Annotated in this window: 14 protein-coding genes and 1 tRNA gene; 6 read left to right on the forward strand and 9 right to left on the reverse strand. The window is 60.0% G+C overall.

What is annotated here, in order from left to right; genetic code table 11:
• Positions 1-12 precede the first annotated feature (12 nt).
• Positions 13-87: transfer RNA gene (locus VGI36_17475), tRNA-Cys, on the forward strand.
• A 909-nt stretch (positions 88-996) separates the two neighbouring features.
• Here the strand turns inward: VGI36_17475 and VGI36_17480 are convergent.
• Positions 997-1,887: an HAD family hydrolase gene (locus VGI36_17480; protein HEY2486938.1), complete on the reverse strand. Its 891-nt coding sequence runs from the start codon at positions 1,885-1,887 to the stop codon at positions 997-999.
• A gap of 339 nt (positions 1,888-2,226) precedes the next feature.
• Between VGI36_17480 and VGI36_17485 the strand changes: the two genes are divergently transcribed.
• Positions 2,227-2,532 (forward strand): hypothetical protein, encoded by a 306-nt coding sequence (locus VGI36_17485; GenBank protein ID HEY2486939.1) that lies wholly within the window; start codon positions 2,227-2,229, stop codon positions 2,530-2,532.
• Positions 2,533-3,366: 834 nt separating this feature from the next.
• On the opposite strand, the gene VGI36_17490 is transcribed toward VGI36_17485, so the two are convergent.
• The 8 genes from VGI36_17490 to fabF all read right to left on the reverse strand — a co-directional run bounded on the left by VGI36_17490 (position 3,367) and on the right by fabF (position 11,413).
• On the reverse strand, positions 3,367-3,798 hold the full coding sequence (locus VGI36_17490) for an ester cyclase (protein ID HEY2486940.1): 432 nt from the start codon (positions 3,796-3,798) through the stop codon (positions 3,367-3,369).
• Positions 3,799-4,291: 493 nt separating this feature from the next.
• On the reverse strand, positions 4,292-4,825 hold the full coding sequence (locus VGI36_17495) for a hypothetical protein (protein HEY2486941.1): 534 nt from the start codon (positions 4,823-4,825) through the stop codon (positions 4,292-4,294).
• A gap of 500 nt (positions 4,826-5,325) precedes the next feature.
• A complete protein-coding gene (locus VGI36_17500) occupies positions 5,326-5,769 on the reverse strand; it encodes a hypothetical protein (protein ID HEY2486942.1) in 444 nt (147 codons plus the stop codon).
• Between the two features lie 35 nt (positions 5,770-5,804).
• Entirely contained in the window at positions 5,805-7,739 is a 1,935-nt protein-coding gene (locus tag VGI36_17505; GenBank protein ID HEY2486943.1) for a methylmalonyl-CoA mutase family protein, read from the reverse strand.
• Positions 7,740-7,821: 82 nt separating this feature from the next.
• On the reverse strand, positions 7,822-8,124 hold the full coding sequence (locus VGI36_17510) for a hypothetical protein (protein ID HEY2486944.1): 303 nt from the start codon (positions 8,122-8,124) through the stop codon (positions 7,822-7,824).
• A gap of 48 nt (positions 8,125-8,172) precedes the next feature.
• Positions 8,173-9,129, reverse strand: a complete 957-nt coding sequence (locus VGI36_17515; GenBank protein ID HEY2486945.1) for an ArsA family ATPase — start codon at positions 9,127-9,129, stop codon at positions 8,173-8,175.
• 45 nt (positions 9,130-9,174) lie between these two features.
• On the reverse strand, positions 9,175-10,152 hold the full coding sequence (locus tag VGI36_17520; GenBank protein HEY2486946.1) for a beta-ketoacyl-ACP synthase III: 978 nt from the start codon (positions 10,150-10,152) through the stop codon (positions 9,175-9,177).
• A gap of 13 nt (positions 10,153-10,165) precedes the next feature.
• Positions 10,166-11,413: a beta-ketoacyl-ACP synthase II gene (fabF, locus tag VGI36_17525; protein ID HEY2486947.1), complete on the reverse strand. Its 1,248-nt coding sequence runs from the start codon at positions 11,411-11,413 to the stop codon at positions 10,166-10,168.
• Between the two features lie 138 nt (positions 11,414-11,551).
• Between fabF and VGI36_17530 the strand changes: the two genes are divergently transcribed.
• The 4 genes from VGI36_17530 to VGI36_17545 all read left to right on the forward strand — a co-directional run bounded on the left by VGI36_17530 (position 11,552) and on the right by VGI36_17545 (position 13,610).
• On the forward strand, positions 11,552-11,923 hold the full coding sequence (locus VGI36_17530) for a hypothetical protein (GenBank protein HEY2486948.1): 372 nt from the start codon (positions 11,552-11,554) through the stop codon (positions 11,921-11,923).
• An 85-nt stretch (positions 11,924-12,008) separates the two neighbouring features.
• On the forward strand, positions 12,009-12,266 hold the full coding sequence (locus tag VGI36_17535; GenBank protein ID HEY2486949.1) for a hypothetical protein: 258 nt from the start codon (positions 12,009-12,011) through the stop codon (positions 12,264-12,266).
• 15 nt (positions 12,267-12,281) lie between these two features.
• On the forward strand, positions 12,282-13,028 hold the full coding sequence (gene pgl / locus VGI36_17540) for a 6-phosphogluconolactonase (GenBank protein ID HEY2486950.1): 747 nt from the start codon (positions 12,282-12,284) through the stop codon (positions 13,026-13,028).
• A 33-nt stretch (positions 13,029-13,061) separates the two neighbouring features.
• The gene (locus VGI36_17545; protein ID HEY2486951.1) at positions 13,062-13,610 is read left to right on the forward strand and encodes a DUF2939 domain-containing protein; all 549 of its coding nucleotides are present in this window, start codon (positions 13,062-13,064) and stop codon (positions 13,608-13,610) included.
• Positions 13,611-13,759: the final 149 nt, after the last annotated feature.

The raw sequence follows: 13,759 nt of genomic DNA on the forward strand, positions 1-13,759 counted from the left end.
CAGACTCGGCGGGGCGGCGTACCCAAGTGGTAAGGGAGAGGTCTGCAAAACCTCGATGCATCGGTTCGAATCCGATCGCCGCCTCCAATTCCCCAACAAAGACAAGGGCTTTTCTAATCCTTCGAAATGGCGCTTCTGCTGGTCTTGTGTGAGTGTGCGACGCTTTTCCCAGTCGGGGAATGGGACTTACTTTTGCTGTGAGCAGCGTCTTTCCAATATGCGGGTCTCGCGCGTCTTGGTCATTTTTAGATTCACGATAGTCAAGTCCCTGGTCGCCCACCTAAAAACTTCGCCCCCACGGTCCCCCGTAAAGGTTTGGTTGGATGATATGTTCGTACCCCTCCCCAGCACCATCTTGGGAATCACCCATGTGCCGTCTGCCGTTTTCTGAAACATGTCGCAGGGCGCATAGTTTATCGCGTCTGCCCAGTTGTTTGCCCTGTACTCGGTGGGCTGAGCGGAGGTTGTCGACCAAACAAACAAGGCAGCGACAACGACCAGCACGTAAGGGTATTTTCTAATATTTCGGTTTTCTTTCATTTGGTTCCCTAGTCGACTCGCTTGAGGTTCTGCTCAGTAACCCGCGCCATCAGCCGCAAGACGCAGTCCCTAAAATGGTCACGCTTGAAGGGGTTGCCACCGCAGAAGCCGCACTTCTCAAACGCCGAGCGTCTCGGCGTCGGCGCTTTCCTCGGTCCCTAACAAGGGACGAAACGAGCCTGATAGTTGTCGCAGTGAACCTCCACATCGTGAACGGCGTTTTTCACCACGGGTACGACCGAAGAGGGCTCGGTGAACGCGCGCCCGCCAGGTGAGTAAAGGCCCGGCAGACGTCGGTCCGACTAAAATCCACTCAAAGTATCGCTGCACGGCCAGAGCTCCGATTGTAGGTAGTGGCGGTGGCTCAGGGAAAACGCAAACAGGAGGATCCAGCTGACCTAAAGCCGGACGCGAAAGAAAGCTCGCTTTTGGACAATCTGTAAGAATTTTAATACTTCACTCCGAGAAAGCAAAAATGCGTTTCCAGTCGTTCCGCATGCTAATAACCGCCCAGCCCCTCTTCTTTGCTTCCGCCATAAGCGTATCGGGAAAAGAGCCAACTTTGGTATCCGGCAGACCGTCAGCGGGACCGTATGCGTACTCGCGCTCCGGATCGTCGTGCAAAACCAGCATCATGAGCCTTGCACCACCGGCCCCTTGGGTCCATTCGAGCATCTGTTGATCACCGCCCGAATTTCCGAAAGCGGCGCAAGGCCGCTTGCCAATGAACAAGTTAATCCCAATGGCCTTGCCCGTGAAGTCGTCAACGAAAAACACCTTCGGTTCGCGCAACAGTATTGGCTTGCCCTCTCGATACGCATACTGGGTTAGGACACTGGATCCGATTACCTGTTCCGGCGGAATCCCATATACGCGGTCACTGTATACGCGGACGAACTGCTGACCGCCCCTCGTTACGATATAGGTCTTGAACTCGTTGGCGCGCAGAAATTCCAGGACTTCGAGCATCGGTTGATACACGAGATCGGTGTAGCGCCGATGAAACCTGGGGTGTTTTGCCCTTGCCAGCCACTGCTTCACGATCTCCCCGAAGGCTTCAGTGCTCATCCCGGTGTGAGTGGCGGCGACAATTGTTTCCCAATCCGATTCGGAAAATCCAGCCAGGGCGGAAGGGTCGTTGGCGAGAACTGCCTTGAATGGTTCCTGTTGATTCCATTCCCGACGCCGGGGCGCTAGCTCGTGGACCCGGTCGAGCTCAAACACGGCCTTTGTATAGAGAGGATGTTCGACCCAAAGGGTGCCATCTTGATCGAACGTGGCAATGCGGTCTGCAGGATGGACGTACCTGGGGCTCGATTTGTCGGTTACCTCGCTGACGAAAGCCATGATGGCTCGCTTCGCCAGGCCTTCGTTCCAGGAGGCAAGTGAAGGTGCTTGGGCGCGAGCGCGAACTGCCAGCAGCAATCCGCAAAGCAGCGCGATAACGGCGAATGCACAGACTCGTCCTCTGAACCTTCGAAGAATGCTCATTTGGTCAGCTACTAGCGCATCGTGCAGCTCACGCACAAAGGACCTCCGGCGGTCAACTCCGCGGTCCGCTGCTATTCCTAAGAGGCGACCAGCAGAAGCGTAGGGTCGTTTTGTTTGGGAATCCTCCCGCCTGTGGACGGCAGACTTCCATAGGCGCTTAACTAAGCGCTGATGCTTGTCAAAGGAGAAAACTCCATGATCAAACGTTTTGTCCTGATCGCGTTAGCAGCCGCGCCCGTGTGTTTTCTCGACGCCGGGGTCCTTTGCGCGCAACCGTTCCCGATGATTGACAAACTTGCACAGAGAGTGGTGGAGAAGTACCAGAACTCTTCCTGTCAACAGTTGGCCGAGGAGAGAATGCAACCGAGGGCACCAAAGGGAGAGATGGAGCAACGGGCGATCACGGTGCTGCGCTCCGATCCACAGATGCGAACGGAATTCATCAATCGCGTGGCAGCCCCAGTTGCCAATAAGCTCTTCGAGTGCGGTCTGATTCCCTAGCGTCGGTGCCGCGGTACTTTCGAATTGGTCGCTTAGACGAATCCGAGAAGACGCGCTCCCTCGGGACGTCAGGGGCGACGGCGCGTAGGCGATCATCAAGGGTCCATTGACCTCCCATGTTTCCCCGAGAGAGGTGCTGGTGGGCAGCTGAGCGAGGCATTGTGGAAGTGCTCGTAGTCCGAATCAGCTGAGGGATCTTAGTAGCGCTGCCACCCAACGTCATTTTCCTTCGACATAGCCAGGGATAGCCGTCGCAGCGCCTGGCTCGGACTTTTTAGCGGACTCAGCGATTTGGACGCTGCGCTAATCCGAACATGCCAAGATGTCTAGTGCGTGAGCCTGAACCGTGCCACGCGGGGCGTTGGTCGTACGCTCAAGAGAGTGACGGGTGCTGGAACCCGCCGGAGGGGGACGGTTGATTCGTTCCTCCGGTCAGTCCGTTCTCCTCCTCTCTTCTTTTCCCTCCGAGTTGCGGAACGATTCAGGCCTTCAGACTCCGTCGCCGTTGACCAGGAGAGCACGAAGGAATGACATTTTTCTGGCTTGGTGTAGTTGCGGCGTTCGGGTTTTCATCGCTGCTGACGCTGCTGCTGTTCGTCATTACATATTGGTCGAAAAAATAGAGACACAGGACCCGGCTGCGGCTGCGCGATTCCGCAGCCTGAATTCGGGGGCTCGGTGCCCGAGCGCGGATCCTGACGTCGAAATGTGGCCCTCCGCCAAAAACAGCGCTTGCTCAGGAAGGGCTTGTTTACGCCGCGCTGTGACCTGACCGGCACTCTCGTGGGGATAATGCCAGCGTGCTTGAAAGCCGCGGGTATCGGCTCTGAAGGGCTACTTTTGTCCCAGCTCCAATAGAGGGAGCGCGCCAAGCTGCCGCATTACTCCCAGCGTATCCCAGTTTTCCCACTCCTCCTGAAGTTGGCCGTTCCCAACACGATAGATGTGAATGCCGGTGAAGCTGATCTGCTTGCCAGTCGCGGCAATCCCCATAAAGGCATTTTGGTGGGTGCCGCGTACAGTGTAGCGGTAGACCACCTTGTCGCCTTCAGCCACCATGTCCTCGATGGTGAAATGAAGGTCGGGAAAGCTGGCGTGGACAATCGCGACTAAGCGTTTGACGCCTGCGGGACCTTTTGCCTCGGGCATCGACGAATCATGGTCGATGAAGGTCGGCGCGAAGAGCTCGTCTATCAAAGTCAGATTCCTGTTGTTCAAGACCTCTTCAACGTACCGCCGCACGAGAGCCTTGTTCTCTGCTGCCATTGATACCTCCTGTGCTGCTCGACGTTCGCGGCTCGGGTAAAAGCGTGGCCTATTGGCCTTTGATGTTCCGCGCAGTTACCCGCGGAATCAGGCGCAGCACCGAGTCCCGTGAAAATGTCCGGCTTGGTGGGGTCCCCCCCGCAGATCCCACACTTCTCCACGTCCTTTGTCCGCGAGTCGCATTATCATCACCATACCAGGCAGAAAGCGCGCGGAGCAGTTTCCACGCCGAACCTCCGGGGTGCGTTCTTTATTAGGTTGCCGTGCGAATGGCAGATCAGTTTGCGATTCTATGCGTCTTCGTCTCACGGCTCTGGCTCGCGTTCGGCATCCGCACGAACACAGCAGATTGGTCAGTTGAGCAACCTCGGGAAAACCAGCAGCGCTGGGCTCCTCCATACCGCGGCTCGAAAGATGGGATGGCTACTTATGAGAACGGAGCGACGGACGGCGCTGTGCAGGACGCCGCGGGGAAAGTGCTTGACACGCAGCGTCAATCGTCAAGTGACGAGCGCGCCTCAAGTGTGGCCTCGAGATTCTCGACAATCGCCTTGATCAGACCATTGATTGCAACGAACTCTGCCGCGTAATTGTAGCTATCCGCATCTGCCTTTCGATCAACGGCGTGCGTAACCCGCTTGCTGAACGCGTCGAAAACCGTGTTACCGTTTACTGGGTCTCTAAAAAAAGCTTTTTCTAGCAGCGTAATTAGCTTCTCGCGGCCAGCATCACGCTTCCATCTGATCGTCAACTGGCGAAGCAGAATGTCATCGTCGGCGCGCGACGGGACCGAGAGAAAGATGCAACAAAGATTTCGTGCGTGGATGATTGCGCTTTCGATAACGGCGTTCTTGAGGACCTGGTTCCCTTCGACGACTGGGCTTCGGTTCTTTAGAAGGGCGAGAGTCGAGAAGAACATGTCACGCTCGTAGCCGACGACCTTCCATTTCCGTTCGTTGCTTTTGTCATTCGCCGAGCCCGACGATTGTAATCTGTTATGCCGACGTGGCGTCCTAGCGTTGCCCATGGCGGTGGTCCCTTCGCTGCAGAGGTCGCGATTGCTACAGAGTACCGAAGTCCGAGCACTCGCCAAGCGCAGAAGGCGGAGTTAACTGGGCCGTTTTTGAATCCGAGCCTGGGCGTCCAGCGGCTACCGGGTAGGGCCTTTGACCGCTTTCGATTTTTTGGAGGCGCTCGCAGGAACCCTCCCGAATGAATCGGGCGCTGTTCCGGGCACAGGCTCGATGAAACAGTCTTCAATAGTCGTCTGTGCGTCAGATCCGGAATCAACAGGCGCAGCGTCCTCTTGTCTTTGGTGGTGGACCCTGCTGGAGCCGTTCCGAGCTCCCTCGCCACGAGGGTTTTTCGCTTTGGTGCCCGTCTTGTCCTGGTCTGAAGCTCGTGTCGGGGACAGGCACTGGAATAGCTTTGGACGACTTGGGAAATCGGTGGAAATGGGGCGGTCGGCGTCATCGTGCCAGGAATCCTGGTGCCCTGGCGACAAAAGATTCTTTGGTGGCCGAAAACTCAGCGCGCGCTCGACTTCACCCTTAGGGTTGCCGGACAGCTTGGGTCGTCTTCGGGGCCGTAGCACAGGTTCTTGATGTCACCGGGAGCGCGCGATGAATCCTCGCCGTAGCTGCAGATCCACGCGCCGCCCTTCTCATAGAGCGCGACCGCGTAGTACTGGCCGGAGGGCAGGGTCCCTGACTGTGGAGTTCTGGTCAGTTCGCGTGACTCCCGGATCGAGAATCCGTCGTGCGCAGCATTGATCTGAAACTGCATGAAGAATATTTGCCATACGCCGCGCTTGGCAGAAACCTCGTATTGCATCGGATGGTTGTCGGAGAAAACCGGCTTGTCGCGGCAGAGCCACGGACGCGGCTCGCCGGCCCATGACGATCGGGTCAAGACCAGGAAAGTTGACGTGATCAGCGCGAGCGATCCTGCCAATATCTTAAGTTTGGTCACCGGTTTTGGCTCCTGATCCTCCGCGTAACCCTGCATCAGATGTGGTCGCGCGGCCCTAGCGCCGCGATTTGCGTCACTATTGCGCTGAGATTCGAGTCCTTGGGTGTGAACACGGCGCGCACGCCCATCGCGAGGAGCCGCTTTTGATCGACCTCGGGAATAATTCCGCCCATTACCACTCGTACGTCTGCCGCGCCGCGCTCCTCCAAGAGCGCGAGCGTGTCGCGCGCGATTGTCAGATGCGCCCCCGCCAGGCTCGAGATTGCCAGTACATCCACGTCTTCCTGGAGCGCGGTCTCGACCATCTGCGCCGAGGTCTGCTTGAATCCGGCCAGGACTACTTCCATGCCGGCTTCCATGCATGCGCGTGCGAGCAGTTTGACCGCGTTGATGTGTCCGTCGAGACCCGCCTTACCCAGCGCCACCTTGAGCCTCTTGCCATTGGCCCTTACCGCGGAGCCCGACACCGCAGCACGTGCGTCGAGAATCTGTGGTGTGTAGCGCCCCTGGCTGACCCGTTCGAGTGATTCGGTCCATTCTCCGACAGTCCCGCCGGCACGCGCGAGTGCTATGGTTCCCTCCATCATCGGGCCGCCCTCGGCCGCGGCTCGCTCCAGCATCTCGCGGGCGCGTGCCACCGCAGAACTGTCACGCCGCTGGCGCCATCGCGCAAGCGTGCTTATTCGTTCCTGTTCCGCGCTCCGCTGCGCGGAGTCGTTGTCGGTCGTCGCGGGCGCTCCCGAGAGACCGATCTCGCCCTGGAACGCGTTGACTCCCACCTGCAGAATTTGGCCCGACTCGATGCGGAACTGTCGCTCCATCAGCAGACGCGTAAGCTCGGTGCCCACGATCTCGAGGGCTCGCCTATAGCCCGCCGCGCGGAGTTGCATGGCGAGTTCCCGTGCCCGCGCCGCAGTCTCCTCGGTAAGTTTTTCGATAAGCGTGCTGCCCTCGAAAATATCGCCATATTTGGTGATTTCCGTCTCGTACATCAGCACCTGCTGCGTGCGCAGCGAGAGCGTTTGTTCGGCCTGGTCGGGTAGCGAAAGCGCCTCGCGAAAGCCGGGAAGCTGAAGCGCGTTAACGCGTGCCTGTGCGGAAAGCGTGACCGGGAGCGCCTCATAGGCGATGCGAATGATATTAACCTCAGGCTGCTGCTCGGTGAGTGAGAGCGACCGCACCTGGCAACCGGCACGAAATGCGACGTCGTTGATGCCGTACTCGGATTCGCACAGTTCGCGCCACAATTTGAAGTAGGCGCGGACCTTGCAAATTTCAGGCACCAGCTCAATGCCGCTGTTGATGAAAAATGAGATCCGCCGCACGGTCTGTTCCAGCGCCGTCGGGGTCAGAGTCTTGCGCAGCGCATCGAGCAGGAGCAGTGCATTGCCGAAGGTGAAGCCAATCTCTTCGGCCGGTCCGGCGCCGCTCTCCATGTAGTGATAACCACAGCAATTGATCGGATTCCAGTTGGGCACGTGCTCGACCGCAAACTTGATCAATTCAGTCGAGAGCCGAAACGACATCTCGGGCTGGAAGATTGAAGTCCCGCGCGCAACGTACTCCTTCATCAGGTCGTTTTGCGTGGTCCCGCGCAGCTCAGTCCAGGGAACTCTGTGCCTCTCGGCCACGACCAGGTACAGCGCGAGCAAGAAGGGCGCCGTCGCGTTGATCGTCATCGAGGTGTTGATTTCGTCGAGCGCGATGCCCTCGAACAGCGCGTCCATGTCCTGCCAATGGCAGATCGAGACCCCCGCCTTGCCGACTTCGCCCGCCGCGACCGGGGCATCCGGGTCGTAGCCGTTCTGGGTCGGGAGATCGAACGCGATCGAAAGACCACGTTGGCCGGATTTTAGATTATGATGAAAGCGCGTGTTCGCCTGGCGCGCGTCACCGAAGCCGGCGTAAGTGCGAATAATCCACGGCTCCCGGCCACGCCGGGGTTTCTCGCTTCGCTCGGGTTCACTCATCGCTTCGCCCGGGGCACGACCGCGCGGGTCGCTCCCAGCCTAGTTGCGACGGCGAGCCAATTCCAGCAGGCGCCTTTCCGCGCTAGTCGCTGGAATCTGTGGTAGGCGCGCCGACGTTCACGCAGCGCGAAGCCCACAGTGGAACTACCAGCACCATCGAGTCGTCTCTGATGAACTGGTCGGCGTTCGCGTTATCCTCGACCAGGGCGCGCGCCGCACGGGCCCGAAACGATTCGCATTGCGATTTGTTTCGGAACATCGGCGAGTGACTGCTCCATTTCATCATGGGAGCGGTCGGATCGAATTTGCCAAGGGATTCTGGCGCGGGTGCGATCATCATGAACCACCCCGCGAGGGCGAGCATCGCCCACATATGTGCTCTCATACAACTCCATTTCCGTCCGGGATGTCGCGGCTGCTTGCGGCAGTCCGCTCATCCCTTGGCGGCGTCGTGCCGCACTCCACCGCTATTCAGCCTTGATGCGAAAAACGAGGCAAGATGGGTGACCAGCGTTTCTGCGTTGCGACCGGGCAAGTCCGGAAGCTCCATAATCGAAGCGCGTGACAAGCGCGCGAGCTTCGCATGAGCTCTGGGAGTCTGGGCTGCCCGCGCCAGTTCTGCGCGCGCGGCTTCTGTCAGTTGTTCGAGATGACGGAGCCCGTGGGTCGCCTCGGCCCGGCGTGCGAACTGCATGACGTCGCCCGCGCTGAAGTCAGTAGTTGCCGCTCGGTTCAGAAAAATCGCCGCCGGCGGAAAATCCATCGCCGCCAGCGCCTTCTGCGTCTCCAGCAGCTCCGAGACTGCCAGCGTTTCTGGAGTGGTCACTTCTACGATCGCGCAGAGCTTTCGATCGTGGAGCGTACGTTCAATATTTTCGGCTTCCTGTCCGACGACGCTGGCGCCGAAGGTTGCACGCGCCGCGGTCGGCATCTTGAGCAAGCTAAGCGCCTGTCCGCTCGCGGGCGCGTCAACGACTACCAGGTCCCACCGCGCGCGGTGATCTTTGGGTGAGAGCTCGTAGCAGACCTTCCCCAGCATCATCAGTTCACGCAGCCCCGGCGCGGCCTGCACGAAGAATTGATAAAGGCGGCTCGCAAACACCGCTTTGAGCACCGCGCGCGCGGGCAGGACCAACGCCAGGTACTCGTCGAGGGCATGACCACCTTCGAGGACCATCGTCGAGAATCCTGCGCGCACCGGGACGGGCTTAAACGAGCGCTCCACGCCCAGCGTCCCGGCAACCGGTGCGCGCGAATCCGTTTCCATCAGCAGCGTCCGGATTCCCTGGCGCGCGGCGCACGTCGCCAGTGCGGCACTGGTGGTGGACTTTCCGACACCGCCCTTGCCGAGCACGACGATCAACCGCCGCTCGAAAAGTTGGGTGAGCATCGCAGCGTCAGGTGCCGAAAGCGGTGGGCGCGGCCGGCGGTTCGCTTACCAGCGCAGGAGATTTGCGCCCCAGGTCAGGCCGCCGCCGCACGCGTTCAGCATCACCAGATCGCCATCGTGGACCCGGCCCTGCTCGATCGCTTCATCGAGCGCGATCGGGACCGAAGCGGCCGAGGTGTTACCGTAACGGTCCACGTTGATGAAGACTTTCTCGACTGCCACTCCGAGGCGCTCGGCGACTGCATTGATGATTCGGCGATTGGCCTGATGACCCACGACCAGGTTGACGTCATCGAGCTCGATGCCGGCGCGGTCCGCCACCTGGCGGCAAACTTCTTCCATGCTCTTCACGGCGATCTTGAAAAGCTCGGGCCCCTTCATCTTGATCGCATCCTCTGACTCGCGCCGGACTTCGGAGTCCAGCGGGCCGCGCACGCCAGTGGCGCGGCACGAGAGCAGCTCCCAGTGTTTCCCCGACGATCTGAGCAGGCTTGCGAGCACGCCGCGATTGCCCGGCTCCGAGACCAGCACCGCGGCCCCGGCTCCGTCGCCAAACAACACGGCAGTGCGGCGATCGGTCCAATCAACGAAGGTCGACAACGCATCGGTGCCGACCACCAGCACGCGTCGGAAATCGCCCGCCCGCATGGAAGTATCCGCCACGCTCAGCGCGTACACGAAGCCCGAGCATGCCGCGGCTACGTCGAATGCGGGGATCGAATCGACTCCCAGCCGGGTCTGAATCTGGCAGGCAAAGGAAGGAAACGCGTACTCGGAAGAGACCGTGCCCACGATGATAGCGTCGAGGTCGCTGGCCTTGATTCCGGCGCGATCGATCGCCGTGCGGCTGGCGGTGGTGGCGATCTCCGCGAGCGATTCGCCGGACCGCAGCGTATAGCGGGTACCAATTCCGGTCCGCGACTTTATCCACTCATCGGAGGTGTCCATGAACCGCTGGAGCTCCTGGTTGGAGACCGCAGTGCGGGGCAGGGCACGGCCGGTTGCAACAATTCTGGAACCCATCGAAACGCCCTGTTCACGCAGCTCGGAAGGCCAGCGTGGTGTTGGTGCCGCCGAACCCAAATGAGTTATTGAGCGCGATGCGAATCTTGGCGGGCCGCGCCCGGTTGGGAACGTAGTCGAGATCGCACTCCGGATCGGGATGTTCCTGGTTGATGGTGGGTGGAATGATTCCGCGTTCGATCGCCAATACCGTGAACACCGACTCGATGGCGCCAGCGGCGCCCAGCGTATGTCCGGTCATCGACTTGGTCGAACTGACCGCGATCTTGGCCGCGCGCTCGCCGAACACGCGTTTGATGCCCTGGGTTTCTGCGACGTCACCCTGCGCAGTCGAGGTGCCGTGCGCGTTGATGTAGTCGACCTCGTTAGGATCGAGATCGTTCCCTTCCAGGCACATGCCCATGCATTTCGCGATGACGCGCCCCTCGGGCGCCGGTGCGGTAATGTGATGCGCGTCGGAGTTGGTCCCGTAGCCGCAGACTTCCCCGAGGATTTTAGCGCCGCGGGCGATAGCGGCTTCGCGCTCCTCGATCACCATCGCCGCGCCCCCTTCGGCCATCAGGAAACCATCGCGATCCTTGTCGAACGGTCGGCTCGCGCGCTCCGGCTCCTCATTGCGCGTGGAGAGCGCGCGCATTGCGATGAAGCCGCCTACCCCCAGCGCGGTGACCGCGGCCTCGGTCCCGCCGACTATTCCGGCGTCAAGGATGCCGAGCTTGATCATCCGGTAGGTCTCCCCAATCGCGTGACTGCCAGATGCGCACGCGCTGGTGGTGGCGAAGGTGGGTCCGCGCGCACCATAGCGGATCGAAATGTGCCCCGGTCCGAGATTGGAAATCAGTTTGGGAATAAAGAACGGGCTCATGTGCTTGATCCCGGACCTGAGAACTTCCTTGTGCGTCTCTTCTACCGTGGTCAGGCCGCCAATCCCCACCCCGACCAGCACGCCGAAGGAGTCGGCGTTCTCCTCGGTGACCTGGTAGCCCGACTGTTCCATGGCCTGCGCGGCTGCGGCGTAGACGTACTGGATGAACGGGTCCATCTTCTTGATGTCGCGCTTCTCGATCCAGTCCTCCGGCTTGAAGTCCTTCACTTCCGCGGCGATTCGGACCGGAAACTGAGATGCATCGAATTTGGTGATAGGGCCTGCGGCCGACCGTCCCGCGACGAGCGCCTCCCAATTCTTTTCAATTCCGGTCCCGAGCGGTGTCACCAGGCCAAGCCCGGTCACGACCACGCGGCGATCCAACATTCTTCTCATCGAAGCCCTCGTCTCCCCGCTGGGAGTTAGCCTCAATCATCCAACAAATCACGATCAGGGAAAAGTACGTGCGCCCAAATTGCTCACCTGTGGAAAACCCGCTTGAAAGCAAGCGCACTCTTTTGAAACAATCTCGTTGTGCCCGCGAGTGTTCCTCAAGCAGATCCCTTTCTGAAGCTGGCCGAAAATCTGGGCGAACTTGAAGTAGTAATCGGCCCCAAGGCCCGCCCGGTGGTGGCGGAGGTGAGAGCGGGACTGCGCGACGCGATGGCATGCCGGGAACGGGGCGATCTGCCCGGCGCGCTCGCCACAATCGAGCGAGCGATGGAACGGCTCGCCGCGCTCGCCACCCAGTTGGATCCCGCGGAGGGTGCCATGATGCGCACCTTGGCGCAGCATTTCAGCCGGGCACTCGGCGCGGGCCTCAAGAGTGAAGCAAAAGTTGCCGTCAACGCGATGAAGAGCAAAGCCGGCGATCCCCAGGGCGGCGACGACGGCAACCAATGGTAGTACCTCGGGACGTTGGCACGCGTCTGGCGTCTCAAAACGGTAGCACCCGGTTTAGGCGGTTAGATAGTTTGTTGGGGAGACCAGCGTGGCCACCGCAGCGGAAGTGAAGATCGAGCGCTCGAAGCTCGACCAGTTGTGCATCAATTCGATACGCATGCTTGCCGCGGATGCCGTGCAGAAGGCCAACAGCGGACATCCCGGCTTGCCTATGGGCATGGCGGCGGTGGTGGGGATGACCACGTTCGGTACTTCAGCGCCATACCAGGATGCGATGCGGAATTTCGGTTTTATCGTGGAAAACGTGGTGGAGCGCGCGCTGAAGTTGATCGGCTGGGCCGGGTGAGGAAATTCTTACTCTATGGGCGAACCGAAAATAACCATCCTCGACGATCCGCAGTCGGTCTATGTCCACGCCGCGGAGGAGATCACGCACTTCTCCGGCGAGGACATCTGCACGCACGCTCAATTCACGATCGCGCTGTCCGGCGGCTCCACTCCCGCGGCGATCTATGACCTGCTGGCAACGCGGTTCAGGTTGAGTGTCGACTGGAAGGAAGTTCAGTTCTGGTGGGGCGACGAGCGTTGCGTTCCCCCGAACGACCAGCAGTCAAACTACGCGATGGCGGATCGAACCCTCCTAAGCCATCTGGAGTTGCAGCCGGAGCAGGTCCATCGGATACGCGGCGAGCTGACGCCCGCGGAAGCAGCGCAGGCCTACGAGCAGGAATTGAGAAGCGCGTTTTCGTTGGCAGACGGAGAATTTCCGCGTTTCGGTCTAGTGATGCTCGGGCTAGGCGGCAACCGCCACACGCTGTCGCTTTTTCCCGGCCACAAAGCAGCCATCCAGGAGACACGAAGGCTGGTGGTGGCCGACGAGGTCGAGGCGACGCCCCGTCCGCGGGTTACTTTCACGCCCCCGGTTGCCAACCATGCGCAGCGCGCGATGTTCGTCGCAACCGGAAAGGAAAAAGCCGAAGCGGTGCGCGATGTGATTGTGGGCCCGCACGACCCGCTGAAATTTCCGGCCCAAATAATCGAGCCGTCGGATGGCGAGCTAATCTGGCTGCTGGATAAAGCCGCGGCCAGCTTGCTGCCGAAAGGCTGAAGCAAGGCCCTGTTTGGTTCGTTTCCAGGTCAGATGCCGCGTTTCATCGTAAGACATATTACCGCCATCCTAATCACGCTGGTGGTCGCGTGGTGGGCAATCTTCTACCTGCCTCAGAGTCCAACCTGGGCCGTTTTGTGGCTCAGGAATGCGGTGCAAAATCGCGATGGAGACGCCGCGGTCCAATACATCGATTTCCAGAGCGTGGTACAGCACGCCGCCAAGGAGGTGGTCGCTCAGAACGCGGGGAACAATCCTCTGGGCTCGTTCGTCGGACAGGCTGCAGTGCAGCTGCTGGCAGGACCGCTCTCCCAGGTCGCCGAATCCTGGGCAAAACAGAAAGTCAACGACGGCGATCCCAATCTGCAAATTCCCGCTGCCGCCGTCGCCGGGTCCCTTGTAGCGCTCCATCGCCAGGGCGATTCGGCATGGACCAAGTTCACCGATCGCAAGGGCCAGACCTGGGAAATTCACCTGCTGCGGGAAAATGGCCGCTGGCAAATCACCGAAGTCAAAGACGCGAAAGTGCTGCTCCAGAAGCTGCAAGAGCACGAAGCCAAGCAGCTGAACCCGGGGCCGTGAATGCCCCGGGAAAGGGTTACCCGTGGATGAATCGCTAGTTCAGCCGCCTGCGTTTACAGTGTTTCCGGCTCTCGGTACACTGGAGAATTAACGCGGGCGAACCGGCCGCTCGGCTCGCTCGTGTTTTACTGTTTGCCTCTCAATATGCG

This window comes from Candidatus Binataceae bacterium (assembly GCA_036495685.1).
Classification (GTDB): Bacteria; Desulfobacterota; Binatia; order Binatales; family Binataceae; genus JAFAHS01.